The organism is bacterium, from assembly GCA_020440705.1.
Classification (GTDB): Bacteria; Krumholzibacteriota; Krumholzibacteriia; order LZORAL124-64-63; family LZORAL124-64-63; genus JAGRNP01.
Genome location: JAGRNP010000056.1, coordinates 1 through 24,815 on the forward strand (window position 1 = coordinate 1; position 24,815 = coordinate 24,815).

Annotated in this window: 22 protein-coding genes and 4 tRNA genes; 17 read left to right on the plus strand and 9 right to left on the minus strand. The window is 70.2% G+C overall.

Translation table 11 applies throughout. The features are described from left to right. A partial coding sequence (locus KDM41_09975; protein ID MCB1183753.1) for a hypothetical protein occupies positions 1 to 920 on the plus strand: 920 nt, incomplete at its 5' end. A 139-nt stretch (positions 921 to 1,059) separates the two neighbouring features. Here KDM41_09975 and KDM41_09980 read toward each other — a convergent pair. Continuing rightward, positions 1,060 to 2,052, minus strand: coding sequence for a hypothetical protein (locus tag KDM41_09980; protein MCB1183754.1), 993 nt, complete (start codon positions 2,050 to 2,052; stop codon positions 1,060 to 1,062). A 556-nt stretch (positions 2,053 to 2,608) separates the two neighbouring features. Here KDM41_09980 and add point away from each other — a divergent pair. Beyond that, a complete protein-coding gene (add, locus tag KDM41_09985; protein MCB1183755.1) occupies positions 2,609 to 3,700 on the plus strand; it encodes an adenosine deaminase in 1,092 nt (363 codons plus the stop codon). Between the two features lie 13 nt (positions 3,701 to 3,713). Here the strand turns inward: add and KDM41_09990 are convergent, their stop codons facing one another. Genes KDM41_09990 through KDM41_10000 form a run of 3 tightly spaced genes read right to left on the minus strand, consistent with a single transcriptional unit; the run spans position 3,714 to position 5,730 of the window. Then, a complete protein-coding gene (locus KDM41_09990; GenBank protein MCB1183756.1) occupies positions 3,714 to 4,613 on the minus strand; it encodes a UbiA family prenyltransferase in 900 nt (299 codons plus the stop codon). Continuing rightward, a complete protein-coding gene (locus KDM41_09995; protein MCB1183757.1) occupies positions 4,610 to 5,173 on the minus strand; it encodes a DUF116 domain-containing protein in 564 nt (187 codons plus the stop codon). Before KDM41_09995 ends, KDM41_09990 begins: the two co-directional genes overlap by 4 nt. Then, positions 5,170 to 5,730 carry a TrmH family RNA methyltransferase gene (locus KDM41_10000; GenBank protein ID MCB1183758.1) on the minus strand — a complete coding sequence of 187 codons (561 nt, stop codon included), beginning with the start codon at positions 5,728 to 5,730 and terminating at the stop codon, positions 5,170 to 5,172. Before KDM41_10000 ends, KDM41_09995 begins: the two co-directional genes overlap by 4 nt. Positions 5,731 to 5,854: 124 nt before the next feature. Between KDM41_10000 and KDM41_10005 the strand changes: the two genes are divergently transcribed. The 3 genes from KDM41_10005 (at position 5,855) to KDM41_10015 (ending at position 9,859) form a co-directional block, all read left to right on the plus strand. Continuing rightward, positions 5,855 to 7,264, plus strand: coding sequence for a glycosyltransferase (locus tag KDM41_10005; GenBank protein ID MCB1183759.1), 1,410 nt, complete (start codon positions 5,855 to 5,857; stop codon positions 7,262 to 7,264). Between the two features lie 47 nt (positions 7,265 to 7,311). Further along, a complete protein-coding gene (locus KDM41_10010; protein ID MCB1183760.1) occupies positions 7,312 to 8,721 on the plus strand; it encodes an HAD-IG family 5'-nucleotidase in 1,410 nt (469 codons plus the stop codon). A gap of 61 nt (positions 8,722 to 8,782) precedes the next feature. Beyond that, positions 8,783 to 9,859 (plus strand): hypothetical protein, encoded by a 1,077-nt coding sequence (locus tag KDM41_10015; GenBank protein MCB1183761.1) that lies wholly within the window; start codon positions 8,783 to 8,785, stop codon positions 9,857 to 9,859. Between the two features lie 120 nt (positions 9,860 to 9,979). On the opposite strand, the gene KDM41_10020 is transcribed toward KDM41_10015, so the two are convergent. Both KDM41_10020 and KDM41_10025 read right to left on the minus strand, forming a co-directional pair. Next, on the minus strand, positions 9,980 to 11,461 hold the full coding sequence (locus KDM41_10020) for a tetratricopeptide repeat protein (protein ID MCB1183762.1): 1,482 nt from the start codon (positions 11,459 to 11,461) through the stop codon (positions 9,980 to 9,982). A gap of 142 nt (positions 11,462 to 11,603) precedes the next feature. Beyond that, positions 11,604 to 14,246: a SpoIIE family protein phosphatase gene (locus KDM41_10025; protein MCB1183763.1), complete on the minus strand. Its 2,643-nt coding sequence runs from the start codon at positions 14,244 to 14,246 to the stop codon at positions 11,604 to 11,606. Positions 14,247 to 14,494: 248 nt separating this feature from the next. On the opposite strand from KDM41_10025, the gene KDM41_10030 reads away from it, so the two are divergent. Beyond that, positions 14,495 to 14,932, plus strand: coding sequence for a hypothetical protein (locus KDM41_10030; GenBank protein ID MCB1183764.1), 438 nt, complete (start codon positions 14,495 to 14,497; stop codon positions 14,930 to 14,932). Beyond that, entirely contained in the window at positions 14,929 to 15,735 is an 807-nt protein-coding gene (locus KDM41_10035; GenBank protein MCB1183765.1) for an inositol monophosphatase, read from the plus strand. The genes KDM41_10030 and KDM41_10035 overlap by 4 nt, the downstream gene beginning before the upstream one ends. A 10-nt stretch (positions 15,736 to 15,745) precedes the next feature. Here KDM41_10035 and KDM41_10040 read toward each other — a convergent pair whose 3' ends face one another. Further along, positions 15,746 to 17,095 carry a hypothetical protein gene (locus KDM41_10040; protein MCB1183766.1) on the minus strand — a complete coding sequence of 450 codons (1,350 nt, stop codon included), beginning with the start codon at positions 17,093 to 17,095 and terminating at the stop codon, positions 15,746 to 15,748. A 251-nt stretch (positions 17,096 to 17,346) separates the two neighbouring features. Further along, positions 17,347 to 17,433 (minus strand) — tRNA-Leu (locus tag KDM41_10045). Positions 17,434 to 17,624: 191 nt separating this feature from the next. Here KDM41_10045 and smpB point away from each other — a divergent pair. The 7 genes from smpB to KDM41_10080 all read left to right on the plus strand — a co-directional run bounded on the left by smpB (position 17,625) and on the right by KDM41_10080 (position 23,362). Further along, entirely contained in the window at positions 17,625 to 18,098 is a 474-nt protein-coding gene (smpB, locus tag KDM41_10050; protein MCB1183767.1) for an SsrA-binding protein SmpB, read from the plus strand. Between the two features lie 25 nt (positions 18,099 to 18,123). Further along, positions 18,124 to 19,776, plus strand: a complete 1,653-nt coding sequence (locus KDM41_10055) for an N-acetylmuramoyl-L-alanine amidase (protein ID MCB1183768.1) — start codon at positions 18,124 to 18,126, stop codon at positions 19,774 to 19,776. Then, entirely contained in the window at positions 19,769 to 20,491 is a 723-nt protein-coding gene (locus KDM41_10060; protein ID MCB1183769.1) for a GerMN domain-containing protein, read from the plus strand. Before KDM41_10055 ends, KDM41_10060 begins: the two co-directional genes overlap by 8 nt. Further along, positions 20,491 to 21,348: a glutamate racemase gene (locus KDM41_10065; GenBank protein MCB1183770.1), complete on the plus strand. Its 858-nt coding sequence runs from the start codon at positions 20,491 to 20,493 to the stop codon at positions 21,346 to 21,348. The genes KDM41_10060 and KDM41_10065 overlap by 1 nt, the downstream gene beginning before the upstream one ends. A 40-nt stretch (positions 21,349 to 21,388) precedes the next feature. After that, a complete protein-coding gene (rph, locus tag KDM41_10070) occupies positions 21,389 to 22,099 on the plus strand; it encodes a ribonuclease PH (GenBank protein MCB1183771.1) in 711 nt (236 codons plus the stop codon). Between the two features lie 66 nt (positions 22,100 to 22,165). Beyond that, on the plus strand, positions 22,166 to 23,197 hold the full coding sequence (locus KDM41_10075; protein ID MCB1183772.1) for a hypothetical protein: 1,032 nt from the start codon (positions 22,166 to 22,168) through the stop codon (positions 23,195 to 23,197). Between the two features lie 88 nt (positions 23,198 to 23,285). Next, positions 23,286 to 23,362, plus strand: a tRNA-Pro gene (locus KDM41_10080). A 7-nt stretch (positions 23,363 to 23,369) separates the two neighbouring features. On the opposite strand, the gene KDM41_10085 is transcribed toward KDM41_10080, so the two are convergent. Further along, positions 23,370 to 23,675, minus strand: coding sequence for an antibiotic biosynthesis monooxygenase (locus KDM41_10085; GenBank protein ID MCB1183773.1), 306 nt, complete (start codon positions 23,673 to 23,675; stop codon positions 23,370 to 23,372). Positions 23,676 to 24,105: 430 nt separating this feature from the next. On the opposite strand from KDM41_10085, the gene KDM41_10090 reads away from it, so the two are divergent. The 3 genes from KDM41_10090 to KDM41_10100 all read left to right on the plus strand — a co-directional run. After that, positions 24,106 to 24,182, plus strand: a tRNA-Arg gene (locus KDM41_10090). 17 nt (positions 24,183 to 24,199) lie between these two features. Continuing rightward, a tRNA-His gene (locus KDM41_10095) sits at positions 24,200 to 24,275 on the plus strand. A gap of 113 nt (positions 24,276 to 24,388) precedes the next feature. Beyond that, a partial coding sequence (locus tag KDM41_10100) for a single-stranded DNA-binding protein (protein MCB1183774.1) occupies positions 24,389 to 24,815 on the plus strand: 427 nt, incomplete at its 3' end.

Below are 24,815 nucleotides of genomic sequence, written 5' to 3' on the forward strand. Positions count from 1 at the left end.
CGGCCCGCGGCACGGCCCGTGCGGTCCTGGGCGCGCACTGGCGGCGGCGCCTGGAGCAGGGGCCGGGACCCCTGCCGCAGCTGGCCCGCCTCGTCGGCTCCGTTCCCGCCGCGCCGCGCGGCGATGCCGAGCTGGTGCATCTGATCGACCGGCTGATTGCCGCCCGCGGCGGCGCCCCGTCCTCCGCACCGCCACCCGCCTGGGACGCCCCCGACGCCGGGCCGCTGCGCTTCTTCCGCGGCTGCGCCAACGACGGCCTGCTCGGCGCCACCAGCCGGCGTCTCCTGGCGGCCCTGCGCCACGCCGGACACACCGTCACGGTGCCGACGGGCCAGGACTGCTGCGGCGCCCTGGCCGCGCACACCGGACGGCCGGGCCGGGCCGGCACCCTGCAGCGGCGGAACCGCGAGGCCTTCGGTGTGGGTGGTCCCGCACAGGGGCCGCTGGTGGTCGAAGCCGCCGGCTGCGGCCTCGAACTCGCCGACACGCTGCCCGAGGCCTGCGGCCCGATTCTCGACGCCGCGGCGGCCCTGCTCGCGGCCCCCTGCCCGCCGCGGCGTCCGGTGCCCCTGCGCGTGGCCGTGCACGACCCCTGCCACGGGCGCCACGGCCGCGGGCTCGGCGCCGACCTGCGCGCCCTCCTGGGGCGCATTCCGGACCTCGTCTGGTGCGAGCCCGTCGAGATCGAGGTGTGCTGCGGCAGCGGGGGGGCGTGGGGCCTGCGCTATCCGGAGATGTCGGCGACCCTGGCCCGCCGCAAGGCGGCCGACCTGGCGGCGACCGGGGCCGATCTGGTGGTGACGACGAATCCCGGCTGTCTCGGACAGATCGCCGATGGCCTGGCCCTCGAGCGGCCGGAGCTGCCGATCCTGCCGGCCACCGATTTGTGGTGGTATGCGGTGCGCAGCGACGTCGGCTGAGGCGCCGCCGTCGGGGCTCCGCGGCAGAGGCCGCAGTCCAGATCGAAAGAGGGCCGCTGCGCAGCAGCGGCCCTCTTCTTCCAGGTGACCTTCTTCGACCCGGTGACCCTCCGCGACCTCGCGATCCGGCGGGCGGCGCCTAGAACCCGAAGGTCAGACCGGCGGAGAGATTCCAGCTGTGCTGGTTGCTCCAGGTCGTGTCGGCGTCCCACTTGTCGGCGTCTTCGGTGAGGAAGTAGCGCCACATCCACTCGAATTCGAGCATCAGGCTCGAGCCCAGCTCGTACTCGGTGCCGATGCCGAAGCCGGTGGAGAGCCCCGTGCCCTCGAAGGCGTACAGGCCCTCGACCAGGGAGTCGGATCCGCGCCCGTTCTCCTGCAGCGCCCAGTCGACCTGCCCGATGACGCCGGTCAGGTAGGGGTTGAAGCGGCTGTTGGGCGAGATCTTGTTGCCCAGGAAGCCCTGGATGCCGATCTCGAAGCCGTCGAGCTTGATGTAGGAGTTCTCGCTCACGCCGAGGTGAGCGAATTCCGCCAGCTTGTCCGGATGGTCGGTCAGGTCGTGGCCGCCGCGGAAGTACCGCACCAGGACGTTGAAGCCGTCCATGGGGAACCACTTCAGCGCGCCGTCGAAATTGATGGTGCCGCGGGTGAGGTCGTTGATGCCGTAGACGTCGTCCTTGGTGACGTGCAGGGCCAGCCAGTAGGACATGCGTCCGGTCACGGCGAAGCTGTACTCGTGCCGGATGCGGGCCGGCGTCTTGGGCTCCTCGCCCGCCGGAACGTCGACCGCCTCGGATCCCGGCACGCGCTTGAACTTCACGAAGCGGCTGGTGCCGTGGAGGGAGAAGGTGCCGGTGACCCGGTCGTCGCCGGCCACGTAGGAACCGCTGAAATGCAGGGGAAACGGCGCATTGGCAGGCTTGAAGGTGAAGGAGATGCGGGTGTCGGTGACGCGCAGGTTCGACACCACCGTCTCGCCCATGGTGGGGTCCTCGAGGGTTCCCGTCCAGTTGTTGCCCTCCTTCTGCAGGGTGAGGTGGATCTCCACCTCGTCGCCGGCGGGGGACTTCACCTCGCCGACCCACTGGCCGGCGGGAGTCGTGCCGGCAATCGCCACCAGGGGCAGCATCAGCGCTCCGATGATCGTCGAAAAGAACGCAGACCGAACCCTGGGATGGATTCCCTGAGACATTGGCATACTCCTCACGCGTGGACTCCAAAAAGTCGTCTGGGGTAGTGTATCGAGAATATACAGTTTGGGCCCAGCCTTGTCCAATCGCTTGTGAGATACCGATTCCCGGCACTGGAGCCTCCGGATCGCCTGCCGCCGACCGACCAAATACTTCAGGATGAGCCTTGCAATTCCGGGAGAATTTTCTGTATACTAAGGAGCGAGGTGGAGCTCGCCCGGATCCCCCAGGGTCGACCCCTGAGGACCATCCGCCGATCCCACCTGGCACTTTTCGATGCGGGTTTCCACTGGATCTTGGCTGGATCCTTCGTGGAGAATTCGAAGTTGTTTCGAAGGCCTCAGGGGAATGAGTCGCCCTCTGTCCGCTGGAGAATCCGACTTCGCCCGCATCGATAATTTTTTGTCCCCGGGTCGGCGTGGCGGATGCCTCCGGGGGCCCCGACGGTCGGGCGCGCGCTGCGTCGGACCGGATCCGCCGCACCGGGGAGAGACCATGCCGTCGTCCGCCGCCCGCCCGACCCTCGCCTTCCTGCACGCCCTGCCCAAGACCGACCTGCACGTCCATCTCGACGGGTCCCTGCGACCGGAGACCGTGCTCGAACTGTCCCGGCGCTTCGACACGGGCTACGAGTTCAGCACCCTCGACGACGTGCTGGCCGTGTGCCGCGTGCCCGACGACTGCGAGAGCCTGGTCGAGTACCTGCGGGTCTTCGACATCACCCTGAAGCTGATGCAGGAGAAGGACGAGCTCACGCGGATCGCCTACGAGCTGGCCGAGGACGCCCATCGGGAGAACGTGCGCTACATGGAGGTGCGCTATTCGCCGCTGCTGCATCTCGAGCGGGGGCTCACCTACGACGAGATCGTCGCGGCGGTGCAGGAGGGGCTCGACCGCGCCCGGCGCCGCTACGGCATCGTGTGCGGCCAGATCATCTGCGGCATCCGGCACATCTCGGCGGCATCGAGTCTGGAACTGGCCGAGCTGGCCGTGCGCTGGAAGGGGCGGGGCGTGGTGGGCTTCGATCTCGCGGGCGCCGAGCGCGACTTCCCCGCCAAGGAGCACATCGAGGCCTTCTACACGGCGCTGAACAGCAACGTGAACATCACGATCCACGCGGGCGAGGCCTTCGGGGCGCCGTCGATCCACCAGGCGCTGCACTACTGCCGCGCCCACCGCATCGGCCACGGCACCCACCTGAACGAGGACCCCGAGCTGATGGCCTATGTGAACGACCACCGCATCCCCGTCGAGGTGTGCCTGGCCAGCAACATGCAGACCAAGGCCATCCCCGACTTCCGCAGCCATCCCATCCGGCAGTTCCTGGCCGACGGACTGCGGGTCACCCTGAACACCGACAACCGCCTCGTCAGCGGCACCACCGTCACCAACGAGTACCGCCTCGCCGTCGAGCACTACGACCTGAGCGAGGACGAGGTCCTGACCCTGGTGATGAACGGGTTCAAGTCGGCGTTCCTGCCCCTGCGCGAAAAGGCCGATCTGGTCGACCGGGTCCTGGCCGAATTCTCCAGCCTCGGGGCGAACTTCAGCGGCGAGATCTCGCGGCGGCGCCGGGTGCAGATCTAGCCGACCCGCCGGCTCACCCCGCCAGCCACGCCCAGGCCAGCGCGACGTCGATCAGGGCCCACAGACCCAACGCCGTGTACATGCCGCGCTCGTGTCGCGCCGCGTTCCAGCGCGCCGCGCGGGCCCGCCACCAGGCCACGTGCAGGCACCACAGGCCCAGCGCCGCCGCCGGCACCCACCAGGCGGCCGTCCGTTCCGCCCCGACGAGGGCGCCGCCCAGCACCCCCGCCGCCGCCAGCCCCAGTCCGAGCGCCAGCGCGAGGGCCCGCCGGGTGCCGAGGGCCGTGGCGAGGGTGCGATCGCCCCGCGCGCTGTCGTCGGCGGCCTGGTAGATCTGGGTCAGGGGATAGAAGGAGCCGAAGAGCAGGCCGAATCCGGCCACGAAGCCCCAGCCCGGGCCCGTCGGGCCCCCGCCGCCCGTGGCCAGGCCGGCCGCGGTGGTGCCGGCGCCGTAGCCGACCATGTTCACGGCCAGGTCCCAGCCGGGACGCGCCTTCAGACGCACCGCCGGGTGGGAGTAGGCCACCGACAGCAGCACGCATCCTGCCGTCACCGCCGCAAAGAACGGCCCCACCGCCCGGGCCCCGAGAACCACCCCGGCAGCCATGGCCGCCAGCGCGAAGGGGGCCAGTCCCGGCGGCGGCACCGGGGGCGCGGCCAGGTAGGCGACGGGCCCCGTGTCGCGATCGTAGGCGCTGTTGAAGGCGAGGGTGCCGCCGTTGAGCAGCACGACCCAGGCCGCCCAGCCGCCCAGCAGCGACGCGGGAGCCAGGCCGTGCGCCCAGGCGGCGAACCCGGACTCCGGGCCCGGACCCGCCAGCAGCACGGCCAGGGCGAACTGGGCCGTCAGGATGGGCCACTGGGCCGGACGCGCCAGCCGCACGGCCGCGGTCAACCAGCCGACGGGGGTCATCGAACCGCCACGGCCGGCGCCGGCGGGGCCACGCGGTCGAGTTCCGCGACCAGCCAGGACGTGTCGAACGTCGCGTCGCGGCACGGCGCCGCCATGCCCGTCAGCGGGGCCAGCAGGGCGGGAAACTCGGGCACGTGCACGAGGGCCTTGATCAGTCGGTCGTGGCAGGCGGTGGCCACGATGACGTCAGGGCGGTGCTCACGGGCCAGGGCGAAGGCGATGTGGCTGCGGAAGGCGACCAGGGCCGTGAGGCCGCGGTCGGCGCAAGCGGCCGCGGCGTCGCCCACGGGGCAGGCACGGCAGCTCAGGCAGGGCTCCACCGACGTCTGCACGTCGACCCGGCAGCCGGTCTGCTTGACGCAGCGGGGCAGGATGAGCAGGGCGCTGCGGGGCGGCTGGCGCCGCAGGTGACGGCGCACGCGCCGGTTCTGGCGTTCCACCAACCAGGCGATGAAGCGGGTCTCGAACCGGGGGGCCGGCCGCAGCAGCCGCCGCACGGCCGCGACCCAGATCCGGCGCCAGGGCCCCTGCCAGGGCGAGCGGAAGCTGCTGCCGCTCATGGTGTTCCCTGCCCCTCGGGACACCCGGCGGCCAGCCAGGCGCGGCGCACCGCGTAGGCCAGGATCCCGAAGCTGACCGCCACGTTCAGGGAATCCTTGGCGCCCGCCATGGGGATCTCGACCACGTGGTCGGCCAGGTCCACGATGGCCGGATCGACCCCGTGCACCTCGTGCCCCACCACGCAGACGTGGGGGAAGGGGTAGGGGAAGTCGTCCCACGGGCGGGCCTGCGGCGTCTGTTCCAGCACGACGAGGGGGCGGCCGGTGTCCCGCAGCGCCCGCGCCGCCGCCACGGCATCTTTCTGGTAACTCCATGGTACGGATTGCGTTGCGCCGAGGGCGACCTTCTCCATGTCCGGCCGGGGCGGCGTGGCCGTCATGCCCGTGAGCACGAGGCCGCCGAAACCGGCGCCGTCGGCGGTGCGGAAGATCGAGCCCACGTTCCACACGCTGCGGATGTTGTCGAGCAGGGCAAAGACCGGCATCCGGGCCCGCAGGGCGGATCCGGACCGGTCGCTGCCGCCGGCAGGCGGCGGAAAAGGGGTGGTGAAGACCATGACGCTCCCATATTCGCGCAGCCCGCAAGGTTTTGCAACGTTCCCGGTAAACCCGCGGCCCCGGCGGTCGATAGGTAGGCAGGAGACCGCCCGACAACGCCCAAACGAGGAACCTGCACCGTACATGAAGCGCAAGACCGTCAGCCTGTGTGTGATCGCCCGGGACGAGGAGGCCACGATCGGAATGGCCATCAAGTCCGTGTTGGCGTTGGTGGATGAAGTGATCGTGGTGGACACCGGCTCGCGCGACAACACGCGCATCATCGCCGAAGGGTACGGCGCCCGCGTCGTGGACGTGCCCTGGGAGGACGACTTCTCCGCCGTCCGCAACACCGCCCTGTCCGAAGCCAGCTGCGACTGGGTGCTCGTGCTCGACGCCGACGAGTACCTGCAGCCGGTGCGTCCGGTCGAGTTCCAGCGGCTGCTGCACGATCCGGCGGCGGCCGGTTATCGGCTGCGCATGGTGAGCGCCGACGTGACCGATCTCGAGAAGCGCGAGAACCGCGTGCGCCTGTTCCGCAACGCCCCGGAAGTGCGCTACCAGTACCCGATCAACGAGCGCATCATGCCCGCCCTGGCCGAGTGGGCCGTCCTGAACGGCCTGAAGATCCTCGAATCCGACCTGGCCGTCACCCACGAACCCCGTGATGACGAGAACCGCACCCGCAAGCGTGAGCGCAACCTGCGGATCCTGCGCAAGGCCGTGGTGAGCTTCCCCGAGGAACCCTACTTCCCCTACCAGCTCGCCTGCGAGGTCCTGGTCATGCTCGACGGCGAGGTGCTGCCGGTCTCGGGCATCAACGGGGCCCTGGCGAACCTGCACACCGCCTGGCAGAAGGCGCGCAGCTTCGCACTCGAGCGCCAGCGCCGGCTGCCCTGGCTCGCCGACCTCGGCGCCCGCATCGTCTCGGCGCTGCTGGCCCTCGACCGCGTCGAGGATGCCCGCACCGTGGTCGAGCAGGTCCGTGCGGTCTTTCCCGACCATCCGCAGGCGCTCCTGCAGTCGGTGGCGGTGACCTGCCGCATGCTCGAGGCGAACGAGGAGCAGTGGGCGGCGGTGTCGGCGTCCGGGCTCGTGGCCGGGGCGCGGTCCGATCTGCAGCGTCTCCTCGCCGGCGACACCGACTCGGGCGGCAGCGCGGTCGACCGCCGCGTCCGCGACCTCTATCCGCTGCGCTACCTCGGCGAACTGGCTCTCATGGAGGGGCACGTCAGCGACGCGGTGGGCCTATTCGAGCAGGCGCTCAGCCTCGATCCGGCCTACAGCGCCGCCTGGCTCGGCATGGCCGAGTGCTCCCGCTTCGCCGGCGACCGCAAGCGGGCCCTCAAGCTCTACCTGCGCACCATCACCGAGAACGCCAACAACCATCGGGCGTGGATCCGCGGCTGCGACCTCATGCGCGAGACCGGCTTCCACGACAACGCCGACAGCTGGTGGCGCAAGGTCGTCGACACCTTCCCCGAGCATCCCGCGGTTGCGGCGTACTACAAAATGGCCGAGACTGGACAGCCGGCTCCCTACGCCCACGTCTGAGCCGCGCCCGTCCGGTGCGGCCGACGCCACCACCCCGGGGGATGAACATGACTCCTGACGACCAAGCAGCGGCCCGCCCTGCCCTGGAGAGCAGCCGCCGGATCTTCGTCAACCGCAATCTCCGCATGGCGTCCATCGCGGCGATCGGGTTCGACATGGACCACACGCTCGCCGTCTACCGGACCGAGCCCTTCAACAAGCTCACCTTCGACATGGCCATCGAGTCCCTGATCCGCGATGCCGACTACCCGTCGGCGATCCGCGAGGTGGTCTGGGATCCGGACGGCGCCATCCGCGGCCTCTGCGTCGACAAGAAGCAGGGCAACGTCCTGAAGATCGACGGCTACAACCACATCTCCCGTGCCCGCCACGGCCTCGAGTTCCTGGAGAAGGACGAGAAGAAGGCCCAGTACCCGCGGGCGCGCATCCGCATCGGCAAGGACCGCTACCGCATCTTCGACACCCTCTTCGACATGCCCGAAGGCATCCTCTATGCCGGGCTCGTCGACCTGAAGGACCGCGAGGAGGGGCTGCTGCCCGTCTCCTACCGCCAGCTCTACGACGACATCCGCGGCGCCGTCGACACCATGCACGCCGACGGCAGCCTCAAGGCGCGCATCACCGCCGACCTCGGCGCGTACTTCGAGCGCGACCCGGATCTCGTGCCGACCCTGCGCAAGTTCCGCCAGGCCGGCAAGAAGCTCTTCCTGCTGACGAACTCCGAGGTCGAGTACACCGGTGCGGTCATGGATTTCCTCGTGGGCGGCCCGCGCGGCAGCTGGGAGGATCTCTTCGATCTCGTGGTGTGCTTCGCCCGCAAGCCGGGGTTCTTCGTGGCCCGCGGCGACGGGGAGCCCGTGCCCGCGGGCGTCCACGCCACCATGCCGAACCGGTCGGGCCGCTGTTTCGTCGGCGGCGACAGCTTCTTCCTCGAACGCGAGATCGGCGCCGCGGCCGACGAGATCATCTACTTCGGCGACCACACCTACGGCGACATCCTGCGCAGCAAGAAGAGCGTCGGCTGGCGCACGGCCATGATCGTGCCCGAGGTGGCCGACGAGGTGGCGGCCCTCGGCCCGCTGCGCGACCAGTGGCGCCAGCTCGCCGTGGTCGAGACGCGCCTCGAGGACCTGGTCACGGCCCAGGACGAGCTGCGCGAGGCGGGCGTCGCTGCGCCCGGCGTCGCCGAGCGCCTGGCGGCTCTCGAGGCGTCCGTGCGCGAAGCGCTCGGACAGCGGGCGCGCCTGCAGCGCAGCCTGCGCGCGGTGCAGAATCCCATCTGGGAATCGCTGTTCCGCGAAGGCCGCGCCGCCAGTCGTCTGGGGCGTCAAATCATGGAATTTGCTTGTATCTATACGGGTCGGGTGTCAAATTTCCTCCATTATCCGGCGGACAAGTTCTTTGCCCGCCCCGTCGAGATCCTGCCCCACGAGCGATGGGCCCGGCCCGAGGCCTGAGTGGGCGTCCGGTCCGGCCGGTCCCCCCGGCGAGGCCGCCAGCCAGTTTAAGGAGTGTTCCATGCTCGGATCCAAAACCGTTCTCGTGGTCGGCACCGGCACCATCGGCGAACCCCTGATCGGACTGCTCTGCAACTTCAAGGCCCAGCTCGGGATCGACGAGGTCCTCTTCCACAAGCGCACGCCGCTGATGACCGACCGCTCGAAGGTGCAGAACCTGCTGCGCCGCGGCGCGCGCCTCGTGACCGACAAGGACCGCGTCGAGGGTTTCGTGAAGATGGGACTGAAGGTGGAGCACACGACCGAGGAGGCCCTGGAGATGTGCCGGGTCGTGGTCGACTGCACGCCGAGCGGCAATGCCATGAAGGAACGCTGGTACGAGAAGTACGAGGACTCGATCGATCTCTTCATCGCCCAGGGCAGCGAGTTCGGCTTCGGCAAGCAGTATGCGCGGGGCATCAACGACGAGGTGCTGCGGGTCGGCGAGGACAAGTACCTGCAGGTGGTCAGCTGCAACACCCACAACCTGTCGGTGCTCATCAAGACCTTCGGCCTCGCCGACGTGGGGCCGGAGAACCTGCTCGAGGGACGCTTCATCTGCATGCGGCGCGCCAACGACATCAGCCAGGACGGCGGTTTCGTCCCGAGCCCGCAGGTCGGCAGCCACAAGGATCCCCGCTTCGGCACGCACCACGCACGCGATGCCTGGCACCTGTACCGCACCAAGGGCGAGGCCTACGACCTGAATCTCTTCAGCTCGGCCATGAAGGTCAACTCGCAGCTGATGCACATCATCCAGTACACCCTGAAGGTCGACAAGCCGGTCACGCGCGACGAGCTGATCGGGCGCGTCGAGGCCGACGACCGCATCGCGACCACCTACAAGACCACCGCCAACAGCATCTTCAGCTTCGGCCGCGACCACGGCTTCTGCGGCCGCATCCTGAACCAGTCGGTCATCCCGACCGACACGCTGCACGTGAGCGAGGACGGCCGGACCATCACCGGCTACTGCTTCACGCCCCAGGACGGCAACAGCCTCCTGAGCTCGGTCGCCGCCACGGTGTGGGGACTCTATCCCGAGACGTACGACAAGATCGTGCAGTGCCTCAAGCCCTGGTTCTTCGAAGAGGTCTGAGCGGGCGGCACGCCGGACGCCGACCCCTGCGGCATGGACAAGAAGCGGGGCTCCCCTGGGGGAGCCCCGCTTGCGTTCACCTGCAGGACCGGCCGGGCCCGCCCCGACCGCCGGCGCGGGCTACTGTCCGGCCATGGCCGAAACCAGCGTCTCCAGCTCGGCGGCCTCGACCCGGGCCGGGAAGTCCGGGTCGGATTGGCTGATGCTCCACTGCAGCTGGTCCAACGCCTCGCGGGCCTGCTCGCCCTGGCCCAGCTCGAGGTGGCATTTCACCTTCAGCACGAGCACGTGGATCAGGCGCGGGTTCGTGGCGAGCAGCGGATCGACCTGGGCCAGGGCCGCGGCGACCTTGCCCACGGCGAAGAGATCCTGGGCGAGGCGGTAGCGGCCGTAGACCTTCTCGTGCTCGGGGAGGCCGGTGATGGTCTCGAGGGCCCGGTCCCAGTTCCAGGCACCGGCCTCGTGGTTGCCCACCGCATCGGCGGCCAGGGCCTCGAACTGGTACGCCGCCACCTCGGTGTGCTGGCGCACGCCTTCGCTGTCGCGGTACATCTCGCTCTGCCGCCAGTCGGCCAGGCACGAATCCATGACCGCCCGTCCCTCGGCCACGCGGCCCATGTAGGCGAGCCGCACGCCGCGCAGCTCGCAGCTGAACGAGTCGTCGGGATACTTGGCGACGTATTCGGCGGACACCCGGTCGAGATCCTTCTCCAGGCCCGCGGTCAGGTAGGTCATGACGATCTCGGCGTCGACGCGTTTCTCGATGTCGCTGCCGGCGACCTGGCTGCGCATGCCCTCGAGGTACTCCAGCCCCTTGTCGAGCTGTCCGCGCGCGATGTAGGTCTTTCCGAGGTTGATCACCGAGTGGTAGAAGTCGGGCTGCATGCTCACCGAGCGGATGAATTCCTCTTCGGCCTCCTCGTAGCGGCCCATGACCGCCAGCACCTCGCCCATGGAGTCGTGGGGGTTGGCCAGGTCGGGCGCCAGGAAGGCGTACTTCTTCATGTATTCGATGGCCGCCTCGTAGTTGCCGCGGTTGAGCTCCATGTAGCCGAGCATGTTGTAGGTGTTGGCGTAGTTGGGGTCGACTTCGAGGATCTTCAGCCAGGCCTTCTCGTAGGCGTCGGGGTCGTCGCTCTTGCCCGCCTTGGCGGTCAGCGCGATGAGCACGTGGATGTTCTCGGGGTCGGTCTCCTCGAGGTTGGCCAGCACCGAGTCGCGCATGGCGCGGAAGCGGCTGTCGAGGAAGCCGCTGAGGCGGAGCTGGGCCACGAGGCGGCGGTGGTCGTCGGCGATGGCGGCGGTGAGGCTGTCGGCGCGGGCGACCTCGGTCTGCATGTGCTCGCGTTCGCCGAGGCGGGCGAAGGCCATGGCCCGGGCGATGGAGGCCTCGGCGAGGGTCGGGTCGAGATCGAGGGCCCGACCGAGCTTGCTCACCGCCGAGCGCAGCCGGAAGGCGTTGGCGTCGCGGGTGCCGTCCTCGCAGAGGGCGACGGCCTCGGGGTTGTCCGAAAGGGCGTGCTCGTCTTCGCCGCCGGTCAGGACCAGGCCCAGACCGATCAGCAGGGCCGCCGCCAAGAGGATGAAAACAAACGACTTCACTTATCGCCTCCGTCAAGGATGAGGCTGGACCGGGCGCGCGGGGGCGCGGGCCGCCGTCCGGGACCACCATTGCTACGGCGCTTTCCCGCAGGAAGTTGCAGGAAACCGCCCGGATTCTTGCCAGGGCCGGGACCCCGTGCCGCTAGGGCCGGGCCCCCTCGGCGACCGCCACCTCGTCCACGGCGGCGGCGGCCACGATCTTCAGGCCGATCATCGTGATGTCGTCGTCGGCCACCTGTCCGGCCGAACGCCCGCTGTAGGCGCGCAGTTCGGTGTCGATGCGGGCGAAGATGTCCTGCACCACGTCGTCGCGGTTCTCGCGCAGCACCTCGCTGAGGCGATCCTCCCCGAACTCGTCGTCGCCGTCGGGGTCCTTCGTCTCGGTCAGGCCGTCGGTGTAGAGGAAGAGCAGGTCGCCCGGAGCGAGGTCGACGTGGCCCTCCTCGTAGGTGCCGAAGTCGAAGGCGCCGAGGGGCAGGCCGCCCTTGTCGAGCAGCTCGACGGTGCCGTCGGCCCGCAGCAGCACCGGCGCGTTGTGGCCGCCGCTGCTGTATTCCAGGTGGCGCGTCACGGGATCGAAGACCGCCAGGAAGAGGGTGGCGAAGTGCTCCGGGTCGGTGCTGGCGTGGATCTGCTGGTTGATGCGTTCGAGCACCACGCCCGGCGAGTCGCAGTTGTAGCACTGGCCGCGCAGGGCGGCCTGGATGTTCGAGGCCAGCAGGGAGGCCGGCATCCCCTTGCCCGACACGTCGGCGATCACGAGGGCGAGCTTGCCGTCGGTGCGCTCGAACATGTCGTAGTAGTCGCCCGAGACCTGCTTGCTCGAGATGTTCACGGCCTCGATCTCGACGCCGGCGTAGCTGGGCAGGCGGCTGGGCAGCAGGCGCGACTGGATGCGCCGCGCCATGGCCATCTCCTCCTCGAGCTTCTGCTTGGCGACCTCCTCCTCGTAGAGGCGCGAATTCTCCACCTGCAGCGCCACCTGCCCGGCGACGATGGACAGCAGCTGCAACTCGTGCACCTGGTACTCGCCGTCGCCGCCGCGGTGGGGCAGGGCCATGATCCCCACCAGGCGGCCCTGGGCCACCATGGGCACCAGCAACTGGATGCCGTGCTCGACCAGGAAGTGCTGCTCCTTCACGCGGGCCTTCAGTTCGGCCTGCTCGCGGGTGATCGCCAGGCGGTCGTCGAGGCTCTCGAACTCGCCGGCGTCGGCCCACAGGGGCTCGCCCTGGCGCTCGAGCACCTGGGCGACGGCCTGCAACACCAGGCGCTCGGGGTAGTCGGGCCGGCGGCGGCGGCGGGATTCCTCGCGCCCCTCGTCGAGAGAGGGCTGGGGCAGGCGTCCGCTGATGCAGCCGCTGAGGTCGAAGGAAGGGAACTGGGCGTCGCCGTCGGCGGCGTAGACGGCCATGCCCGGCAGATCGAGCACGGTGACCAGGCGCTGGCCGACCCGCGTGAGCAGGGTCTCGCGCTGGATCAGGCGCGGGATCTCCTTGCTGAATTCCTCGATGAGCGCCGCCATGTTGTCGCGCGAGTGGTAGAAGCGGAAGTCGAGCCCCCGCTGCAGCCGCACCCGCACGGGCCACAGCAGGGCCGCCACGCCCAGGGTGGCGCCGGCCGCGAACAGGCCGCTCGTCGCCTCCACCAGCCCGAGGACCTTGCCGCCGAGCCACCACGTGCCGCCCAGGTAGATCGCCCAGATGGTCCCGGTCAGCAGCCCGTACGCGAGGTTGCGCTTGAGCAGCAGGTCGATCTGCAGCACCTGGTAGCGGGCCACGCAGTACCCGAACGAGATGGGGATCGCGGCCAGGGGCACCGCGCCCAGACGCGTCAGGCCCGTCTGGAAGTTCAGTTCCTCCATGCCGATCTTGAAGACGAGGAAGGGCACGACCGCGGCCAGGGTGCCGAAGGTGAGGATGCGCACACGCTGGCGCATGAGCGGGTCGCGATAGCTGAAATACCCGTGCAGCAGGGCGCTCAGGCCCAGCACGTAGTAGATGCCCAGGACGATCCAGCTCGCGGCGTGGATCTTCGCACCCTCGGCCCCGATGAACTGGTCGAGGCTGAACCGCACGTAGAACATGAGCGGCATGATGTAGAGCAGGGGCGCCAGGAACGGGTGCTGCGTGAGGGTGAACTTCTTGCGCGGGAAGACGAGGAAGAAGTGCAGGAACACCGCCGGCAGCATGAAGCGCGCGAGGGCGCCGATGTTCTGGGTGATGATGGCGCCGAGGAAGTAGCTCGCCTGCTGCAGGTTGGTCATGAAGTAGAGGGCGAAGAGCAGGCAGAGCAGGAAGAACAGGCCCGGGGCCCGCTCGTTGGCGCTGCGCAGGTACACGGCGAACCCGATCACCAGGTACACCATGGCCAGCATCACGTTCACCGAGTAGTCGTTCAGGTCGACGCGGGTCGACTCGAGGCTCACGATCTCGATGGCCGTCTGCGAGCCCCGGCGCACGAAGTACTCGACGCGATCGCCGGGGCGGTGGCGCCTCAGCTCGGCCGACGCCGCTTCGGGCGAGGTGAAGAAGTTGGCGTTGATGCCCTCGATGATGTCGCCCCGCTGCAGGGGGGTGCCTTCGGAGAGGATGTCGATGACCTCGACGACGGGCTTGCCGAGGGACCACACCGTGCCGTCGCTGGGCCGGGTGCGGGTGGCGTCCCAGCCGCTGAAGAGCACGGCAAGCACCGTGAGCACCCCAACGGTCAGATGGGTGCCACGGGACACGAGCAGCCGGTAGATCTCCCCCAGGGGATGGGTCTGCTGCCTTTGGGGCGGCATGGCGCTCCGTGAATTCCGGGACCGGCCGGGCTGCGGGCCCTACGGTCGATTCCTGTCGCGGGATCCGGCTGGGACCACGGCGGCCCGAAAAAGTTCCCGCGCTGACGACAAATAATATACCGTGGAAGCGGTGTCGGGGCACCCGCGGCGTGCCTCGCCTACCCCCTTCGGACCGATCGTATTCGATCCTCGTTACGTTTCCACCTGTATCTCACATGACGGCCCGCGCGGCCGGGGGGTTGCATGGCATGAAGATCCGGCGTGCGGAAGACGGATTCGGGCCGCTGGGCTGGGATCAGGACGCCCTGCCGCGGCCGCTGCGGGAAGGCCAGGGCCGGACCGGGGTCGCGCTCGAGGTCCTGGCGCAGGGACGCGACCTGGTGGTGCGGGTGACGGGGGGCGCGGCCCACGTGGGGGCGGTGGCCGTCTGCGCGGGCCGCAGCATGGCCGACCATGCCGGTCCGGCGGGGCAGGTGCTCGTGGTGCCGGGGCATCGGGAGGGGACGCTGGCGGCCGAGACGGCCGAGGCCGTGGCCCGGGCCACCGGCTGCACCTGCGCCGCCGTGGTGGGCATCCATCAGGACGACGCGACGCCCGCGGAGATCCACGCCATCGTGGCCAACGTGCGCGCGGCGGTGGCGCGGCTCACCGAGGCCCTGCGCGGCGGCCGGGAGGAGAAGCGATGAGCGGCGACGACATCCTGCGGCGGCATCTGCGGGAGTGGGCCGACGAGGCGGGGGACATGGCCCGCGGCCACTTCCGGCGCACGGGTCCCCTGGCCTTCAAGACCGGACGCGAAGCGGTGACGGCGGCCGACCGCGCCATCGAGACGATGCTGCGCGAACGCATCGCGGGGGCCTATCCGGACGACCTGGTGGTGGGCGAGGAGTACGGCGGGCCGGCGCCGGGCACCGACCTTGCCGGCCGGCGCGTGTGGCACCTCGACCCCATCGACGGGACCCTGAACTTCGCCCTCGGCCTGCCCGACTTCTGCACCAGCCTGGCGGCGATCCGCGACGATCGGGTCGAGGCCGCCTGCGTGCAGCAGCCCCTGGTCGGCGACACCTTCCTGGCCCTGCGCGGCGGGGGCGCGACCCTCAACGGCGTGGCGCTGCGCGTGAGCGACCGGGCGCCGCTGGCCGAGGCGGTGATCAGCGCCCAGTTCAAGAAGGACGGAGTCATCGTCTCGCGGCCCGAGCTGCTGCAGGCGGTGTTCCGGCGGCCGCTGAAGGTGCGCAAGGCGGGGGCCATCGCCCTGGAGATGGCGTGGGTGGCGGCGGGGTTCCTCGATGCGATGGTCGCCGGCTTCCGCGACACGATCCAGACCTGGGACGTGGGGGCGGGGCTGCTGCTGGTCAGCGAGGCGGGCGGGGAGTTGACCGACTTCCGCGGCGCGCCCTACCGGCCCGGCGGCCCGCGCCTGGTGGCGTCGAACGGGTTGATCCACGCGGAGGTGCTCGACCTGCTGGCGTCGGCCGGCGAGTCGTGAGACCGGCGGCCTACAGGTAGGGCAGGGCCAGGTTGCCGTAGCCCTGGACGCCGTAGCTGAGCCAAACCGGATGCTCCTCGCCGAACTCGGCGCGGCAGTCGCGGGCGGCGCGCCAGGTCGCGGCGCCGACACCCCAGCCGGCGCCCAGCGCCTGGTAGAAGTAGCCGGCGAAGATGCGGGCCGGGCGGCTGAACAGGGGCACGGCCGGGCCGACGAAGGTCGAGGCCCCGGCGCGGGTGAAACGCCGGCCCAGTTCGGGCAGGGCGCAGAAGCTGTTGGAGAAGATCAGGGGCGGCAGCAGGCCGCTGCGGCCGAGGTGCTCGGGGTCGACCGGTCCGTCGTCGAGCAGCCAGTTGCGCGCGCTCTTGGCCGCGGAGCCGGGCCGCGGCGCGCGGTCGCCCGCGTCGCCGGCGCCGGCGGCGCGCACGTTGGCATCGACCTCGACCGGCGGGCCGTTCAGTTCGTAGCGCTGCACCACGTCATCGAGCAGGCTCGTCACCGGGTCGACGCCCAGCACCTCGCCTTCCAGGCCGAAGCGGTCCTCGATCTCGTGGTCCTCGGGGGCGGTGGCGTCGTCGATGAGCTGGTTGATCCAGTACTCGCCCTTGGCGTCGTCGGGCGTCGCGGGCAGGCTCGTGGGGCCGGCGAAGTGCAGGGCCTGGTACATGATGCCGCGGTCGCAGAGCTCGCTCGGGGTGATGGGCTCGGGCTCGACCTCCATGCGGGCCAGGATCTCGCCGTGGCAGCCGATCTCCAGGGCGCCCTGGATGGCCTCGGCCTCGCGGTAGATGAGGCGGCGCAGGCGGCGGTCCGAGTGCCCGGGCACGAAGAGCATGCGCGGGTCGGCGGCGTCGGTCGGCCGCAGCTGGGGCATGATGCCGGGCAGGTGGGCGGTGCCGTCGTCGGCGACCATGAACCGGGCGCGCAGGGCGCGCTGCATCCAGGGCCGGCGCGTCGCCTCGTCCGGCAGCTCGGAGCCGTGGGCCGCGGCGCAGATGGGATGCTTGGCCAGCAGGAATCCGACGCCGTTGTGCAGCCAGTGCCAGGGCAGGTCGACCACGTCCGGGTCGGCGACGATGTGGTAGCCGCGCAGGCTGTCGTGGGCGGCTTCGCCGAGGGTCGGCCCCGTGGGCGCGCCGCCGGGATTGTCGGGGGAGAAGGCCTCGGGATCGACCGCCTGGATGGCCTGGAAGAGGAGCTGCCCCACGCCCGCGAAGACGTCCAGCATGGTGACGGCGTCCAGGCCGTCCCGGGTCTGGATCTCCGGGATGCGGGCCATGCGGGCCACGGCCTCGCTGACGAGGGCGTCCATCTCCTGGTGGGTTCCCGGCTCGGGGAGGATGATATCGATCCAGCGCATGGGGGCCTCCGGTTCCCGGCCGGTGGCCGGGGTTGGGTCGCTTGGGGGTTAAGGCCATGATCGGCATGGTCTTACCGAACCTTTAACGGTCCGGCCCGCAAACGAGCGATTTTTGTCCAACCGGAGACTGCACGGATCGTGCCGGGACGGGGGGCGAGGCCGGGGCCGTCGAGGGCGGCGAGCGGCGGGCAACAAAAAAACCTCCTGCCGGGAATCGTCCGGGCAAGAGGTCATGCGTCCTGCGGAAGCCATGGTGCCCAGGGGGAGACTCGAACTCCCACGAGGTTACCCCCACTACGACCTGAACGTAGCGCGTCTACCAATTCCGCCACCTGGGCACGGCTTCGCATTGGGCGTCGCCGGAAAGCGGGTTTCCGGCGACGGGCGACCAATCTAGTCGCTGGTCAGGGGGTTGTCAACCTGCGGGCCCAAAAATCCGGCGGGGGCGAACCGCCGTCAAACCAGCCATTTGCAGGCCGCGACGGGGAGGGTATATTCTGGCCCCGGGGATTCGCCGGAGAAAGTGACCATGGCGGGCAAGAGCGACACCAGCGGGATCAAGATCATCGCCCAGAACAAGCGGGCCTTCCACGAGTACGAGATCCTCGACCGGTGGGAGGCCGGCCTCGTGCTGCTGGGCACCGAGGTGAAGGCCCTGCGCAACGGGCGGGTGAACCTCGGCGACAGCTACGGGGAGATCCGCGAGGGCGAGGCGTGGGTCGTGAAGATGCACATCGGGCCCTACGAAATGGGGAACCGGGAGAACCACGAGCCGTTCCGCAGGCGCAAGCTGCTGCTGAACCGGCGCGAGATCCGCAAGATCCTGCCCAAGGTCGAGGAACGCGGCCTGACCCTCGTGCCCATGAAGCTGTATTTCAAGAAGGGGCGCGTGAAGCTCGAGCTCGGCCTCGGGCGCGGCAAGAAGCTGCACGACAAGCGCGACACGAAGGCCAAGAAGGACGTCGAACGCCGCATCGCCAAGGAAATCGGCCGCCGCACCTGAGCGGCGACACGAGAGGCACGCCAACATGCTCAGAACCCGCCACACGCTCCTGCTGGGACTGCTCCTGGTGGGGGTCCTCGTGCCGCCGGCCGTCCGGGGCCAGGCCGCCGCGGACACCTATCGCGATCCGCTCGCGTACACGCGCGTCGCTGCGGCTGCCGAGGCCGTGCCCTGGACGATCCGCAACCAGGCCACGGGCGAGACGCGCCAGGCCATGGGCCGCTATCTGCTGCTGGACAGCCGGGAATTCTACGTGCGTTCGGCGACCCTGGCCACGGTGCTGCAGGCGTCGCGCTACTGGGACGGCCGGCTGCGGCGTCTCGACCTGAAGATCGGCGGGCAGAGCTTCGGCCTGACGGCCGACACGCGGGTGGTGCGTCTGGCCGACGGCGAACTGCTCATGCCGGTGCCGGTGCTCGACCACGAGGGCGACCTGTGGCTGCCCATGACCTTCGTCACCGCGGTGGTGGGCCCGCGAGCGGGAGAGCGGATCAGCTGGGACGACGAGGGCCGCAAGCTGACCGTCGGCACCGCCGAGTACAACGTGACCCGTTTGCGGGCCGAGGTGCTGGGGCGCTCGACGGCCGTGCACGTGGAGTGCGCGGCGCCGCTGGGCTACCGGGCGACGAGCCCCCGCTCGGGCGTGATCGAGCTGAAGATCTACGGGGCCGAGGTGAACGCGGGCCGACTCTCCCTCGGCGGACGCGGCCTGCTCCGCTCGGCGCGCACGCGCCAGCTCGACGACCACGCCGTGATCACCTTCGAGGTCGACCAGCTCGTCGGCCGCTACCGCACCTACGCCGCCGACGAGGGGCGCGACATCGTGCTGGTGCTCGAGGAGGAGCAGGTGTCGGCGATTCCCGACCCGGTGCCCCTCGGTCGGGCCGACCTGAACATCGAGCAGGGCGTGGTCGACGTGACCAACGAGATCCGGCTGCAGACGGTGGTCATCGATCCCGGACACGGCGGCCACGACGTGGGCGCCGTCGGCACGCGCGGCATCATGGAGAAGGACGTCAACCTGGGCGTGGCCCGCGAGCTGAAGCGGTACCTGCGCGACGAGTCCGATCTGCGCGTGGTGCTGACCCGCGAGCGCGACGAGTATCTCGAGCTGGCCGACCGCGCCGAGATCGCCAACACCAACGACGGCGACATCTTCATCTCGCTGCACTGCAACAGCTGGTTCAACGACGGCGCCCACGGACTGGAGACGTACTTCCTCTCGCCGGCCCAGAGCGACTGGGCCAAGAGTGTCGAGGCGGCCGAGAACGCGACCCCCGGTGCGGGCGCGCCGGCGGGCGACGTCGACTTCATCGTGTGGGAGCTCGTGCAGAACCGCTTCATCAGCAGCAGCAGCCAGCTGGCCGAGATCATCCAGGCCGACATGACCGCGGCGCTGGGCCTGCCCAACCGCGGCGTGCGCCAGGCCGGTTTCCGCGTGCTGGTGGGAGCCTACATGCCGGCGGTGCTGATCGAGCTGGGTTTCCTGAGCCACAAGTCGGAAGAGGAGAAGCTGGGTGACCGCACCTACCAGCGCCAGCTCGCGGCGGCCCTGGGCGAGGCGATCCTGACCTACCGCAAACAGCTCTCCGCGCCGCCCGGCGACGCGTCCGGCGACGCAACTGGCGGCGAGGCCTACGAGGACAACGAGCCGGTGGGAGGTGAGCGTCGTGACTGACCCGAAGCACCCGGACGAGCACCGGAGCCCGGCCGACGAGACGCCGCCCGAAGGCGTGCTCGCGCCGACCCAACGCACCCTCGACGCGCGGCCCGGCGCCCGCCGGCGCGCTTCGGTGCGCCGTGAGGTGCCCCGGCCCCGGCGCAGGCGGCGCGGTCCCTGGGTGGCGTTGCTGCTGGTCGCGGCCCTGGTGGCGGCCGGCTCGTGGTGGTTCACCCGGGGCGGCGACGACGACCTGCCCATCGACTTCACCGGCGGCCAGACGGGTCCGGCCGAGCAGGGCACCGTGGGCGGCGACCGGGCGGTGGTGCTCGTGTTCCCCGAGTGGGACGCGGGCGGCTACGTCACCGAGCAGCGCCAGATCCCGAGCCGCGACCGGCCCGGCGAGGACCTCTTCGGGCTGATGGAAGTGCTGTGCGCGGGGCCGCGCATCAGCGGTGCGGTGAGCGCCATGCCCCGGGGCACGCGCGCCCTGGCGGCGTTCTACAATCCGGACGACCAGTCGGTGGTGCTCGACTTCTCGCGCGAGCTCGTCACGGGGCATCCCGGGGGCAGCGCGGCCGAGGCGGCGACCCTGACCTCGATCCTGCGCACGGTGGCGCTGAACTTCCCGTCGACGCGGCGGTGCGTGATCCTGGTGGAGGGCGCCCAGGTGGAGACCCTGGCCGGACACCTGGACATGGTGCGGGGCTTCGATCCGCGCCGGTGGCTCTGATGACCGGTGTGGGCAACAGCCAGGCGCCCATCGGCGTGTTCGACTCGGGCCTGGGCGGGCTGACGGTGCTGCGCGAACTGCACGCGCGCCTGCCCGGCGAAGACCTGCTCTACTTCGGCGACACCGCCCGCGTGCCCTACGGCACCAAGGGCGAGAAGACCGTGCGCGCCTTCGCCCGCCAGGACGCGGGGCTGCTCGTGGCGCGCGGCGTGAAGATGGTGGTGGTGGCCTGCAACACGGCCAGCGCCTTCGCGCTCGAGTACCTGCGCGAGGTGCTGCCGGTGCCGGTGCTGGGCGTGATCAATCCCGGCGTGCGCACGGCCCTGGCCGCCACGCGCGGGGGCGCGGTGGGCGTCATCGGCACCTCGGGCACCATCCGTTCGCGGCGCTACCAGGAGGGCCTGGCCGCCGGCGGCCTCGACGCCGGGCGCATCGTGGCCCGCGAGTGCCCGCTCTTCGTGCCGCTGGTGGAGGAGGGGCTGCACGCCCACGCCATGACGCAGCTGGCCCTGGACGAGTACCTGGCGCCGGTGCGCGCGGCGGGGGTCGACACGCTGATCCTCGGCTGCACGCACTACCCGCTGCTGAAGGCGGAGATCGGCACCTACATGGGGCCCGACGTCAACCTGGTCGATTCGGCCGAGGCCCTGGCCGAAGCGGCGCACGGGCGGCTGGCCGAACTCGACCTGCTGCGGCCCGACGCCGTGTCCGGCCGCGCGGGGGAGCTGTCGTTCGTGCTGAGCGACATCCCGTGGAAGTTCCAGGAGATCGGGGCCCGCTTCCTGGGCAAGCCGATCGCCGACATGCAGACGGTGGGGCTGGACGAGATGGAAGCGGCCGGCCACGCCATCGGTTGAACGACGAGACCGACGAGAACCCGAAAGGACGAGCATCGTGATTGAACGAGCCGGCGACCGCGGAATCGCCCAGCTGCGCCCGACGCGCATCACCAAGGACTACCTGCCCCACGCCGAGGGCTCCTGCCTGATCGAGATGGGCAACACCCACGTGATCTGCACCGCCTCGATCTCCAACGGCACGCCGCGCTGGCTGAAGGGCAGCGGCCAGGGCTGGATCACGGCCGAGTACGGCATGCTGCCGCGCTCGACGGGCGAGCGCATGCGCCGCGAGGCCGCCGGCGGCGGGGGCCAGGGCGGGCGCACCATGGAGATCCAGCGGCTGATCGGCCGCTCGCTGCGCGCGGTGACCGACATGGTGGCCCTCGGCGACCTGACGATCACCCTGGACTGCGACGTGATCCGCGCCGACGGCGGCACGCGCTGCGCCTCGATCAACGGCGCGGCGGTGGCCCTGTACGATGCGCTCGCGCGGCTGAAGCTGAAGAAGCACCCCATGCGCTCGCTGGTGGGCGCCATCAGCCTCGGGGTGCTGCAGAACGAGGTGCTGATGGACCTGGACTACCGCGAGGATTCGTCCGCCGAGACGGACATGAACCTGGTCATGGCCGAGGGCGGCGGGCTGATCGAGATCCAGGGCACGGCCGAGGAGCGACCCTTCTCGCGCGAGCAGCTCGAGCGCATGCTCGACCTGGGCGCGGCCGCCGTGGCCAAGATCAACGAGCTGCAGCGCAGGGTGCTGGAGATCTGATGCGCCGCCGGGCGCGCGCGGCCGGCCGGGGTCGGTCGCGGGACATCCGAACCGTGGAGGTGCCGCATGGGTGAAGCGAGGAAAGTCGTCCTGGCCAGCCGCAACGCCGACAAGGTGCGCGAGCTGAGGGAACTGTTCGCGGGGGCGCCGTTCGAGGTGGTCTCGGCGGCCGACTACCCGGGCCTGCCCGAGGTGATCGAGGACGGCACGACCATCCTGGGCAACGCCACCCGCAAGGCGCTGATCACGGCGGCATACACCGGCGAGATCGCCGTGGCCGACGACACCAGCCTGCAGGTGCGCGAACTGGTGGGCTGGCCGGACATCTTCGCCGCCCGCTTCTCCGGGCCCGACGCCACCTACGAGAGCAACGCCAGGCTCGTGCTCGAGCTGATGCGCGACGTGCCCGCCGGCTACCGCCAGGCGCGCTTCGCCACGGCGTGCTGCTGGATCGACCCGCGGCCGGAGCTGGTGGCGTACGACGTGCGGCGCCCGGCCACGCGGCGCTGGCTGCGCAACCCGTGGCTCAGGGCCATCGAACTGCAGGACAAGGCCGACGAGTGGTCGTACTGGAACGGCTTCGTCGATCGGGCGGCCGCCTGGCGCGACTACGCCACCGCCATGCAGGCCGACCTGGCCGGCCACGGCCACGACAAGTCGCGCCTGCGCCAGGTGGCCGACGGGCTGCTCGGCTCGGTGCCCGAACTGAGCGGCGCGCCGGTGACGGTGCCCGCGGGCCAGATGCGGGTGCCCGACAGCCGCATCTGGGCGGTGGAAGGGCCGGACACCGAGGAGCCGCCGCTGACGCGCATCGCGCCGTCGGGCCTGGATCCGGAGGCGCCGGGCCGCGCCGTGAACGACGAGTTCTGGCTGGAGATCGCCACCGAGGGCAAGCTGCTCGGCACGATCACCGACCAGCCGATCGGCGGCGGCGGCTTCGGGTACGACCCGATCTTCCGGGTGGGCGAGGGCCAGCGCACCCTGGCCGAGATGGAGCCCGACGAGAAGAACGCCATCAGCCACCGGGGCCGCGCGCTGAAGCGCATGCTGAAGACGGTGGCGCGGGCGTACGGGCTGGAGGCCCTGGCGGCAGACTAACGGGCTTTTGCGGCGAGGGCCGGACCTTCCCCGTTTGACTTGGGGCGGTCCGGCCGTATCTTCGGTTTCCCTCTTCTTGGACCTCGGTCGGGGCGTGGCGCAGTCCGGTAGCGCACCTGCTTTGGGAGCAGGGTGTCGGAGGTTCGAATCCTCTCGCCCCGACCAGTCTTCCCTAGAGAGCCACCTCGAACCCCTCGAACCGCGGCGGCCCCAGGTAGGTGCCCTCGGGCGCACGCGACTTGCCGCCGTGGGCCTGCTTGAAGGCGTCGGACTCGGTCCAGGCGTGGAAGTGGGCGTACGACTCCCAGCGGGAGTGGGAGATGAAGACGCGGCCGCCCTCGATCTCGGGGCCCTGCAGCAGGTGGAACTCGATGAAGCCGGGCACCTCGTCGAGCTTCGAGTCGCGGGTGCGCCAGACCTCGATGAAGTCGTTCTCGCGGCCGGCGGCGATGGGGAAGCGGTTCATGGCGATGTACATGGAGACTCCTCGGCGGAGATGACGGGTCGATGGGGGCGGGCACAGGATAGGGTCGCGGGAGGGAGACGGCCAACGCCTGCGCCGACTCCGGCCGGGAACGTGCGGAGCGGGGCCTTCGGTGGCGCCCCGCGGGGCCCTGGGAGGGCCAAGGTGCGGCGACACAGCGGGTTGGCGGGCGCGCGGGCGAGGGCTGGCGGACCGCGCCCGAATCGTGCTGGAGGGGCGGCGACAGGGGCCTGCAGGGCCCGCATCCGCCGCGCGGGAAACCGGGTAAAGCGGCCAAGGGGAAGGGGATCAGGGTCTTGACATCCGCTCTTCCGATGGCCATTATTCGCGTCCGCCCGCGAGAGATCGGTTCTGGCGATCGGATCGAACCCGAACTTCCGGCGCAGCTGCAACCCGACTCCCGCCGCAGGGCAAGACGACTCGGGCGCCCGTAGCTCAGCTGGATAGAGCAGCGGATTTCTAATCCGCAGGCCGCAGGTTCGAGTCCTGCCGGGCGTGCCAAAAAACCGAATATGGTGGTGGATGTAGCTCAGCTGGCAGAGCCCCTGGTTGTGGTCCAGGTGGTCGTGGGTTCGAATCCCATCATCCACCCCATTTTTTTATCCAGTGACAGGGCCTGGTCTGGTACTGTCCCCCCGCACAATAAGCCGGAACCAACCCCTATCCTGACGCACCCCGGCCCACGCCGGGACAAGGAGGACGCGCACATGGCAGGCGTCAACAAGGTCATCATCGTCGGCAATCTCGGCCGCGATCCCGAAATCAAGTACACCCAGAGCAACGTCCCGGTGGCGAACTTCTCCGTGGCGACCACCGAGAACTGGAAGGACAAAGCCAGTGGCGAGTGGCAGGAGAAGACCGAGTGGCACCGCATCGTCTGCTGGCGCCACCTGGCCGAGCGCGCCGAGAAGTACCTGAAGAAGGGTAAGCAGGTGTACATCGAGGGCAAGCTCGAGACCCGCAAGTGGACCGGCCAGGACGGCAACGACCGCTACACCACCGAGATCATCGCGCGCGAGATGCAGATCCTCGGCCGCCGCGAGGAGGGCGAGGGCGGCGGCGGTTACGGTGGCGGCGGTGGCGGCTACGGCGGCGGCCAGCAGAGCGGCGGCGGGAACTTCAGATCGGAAGAGC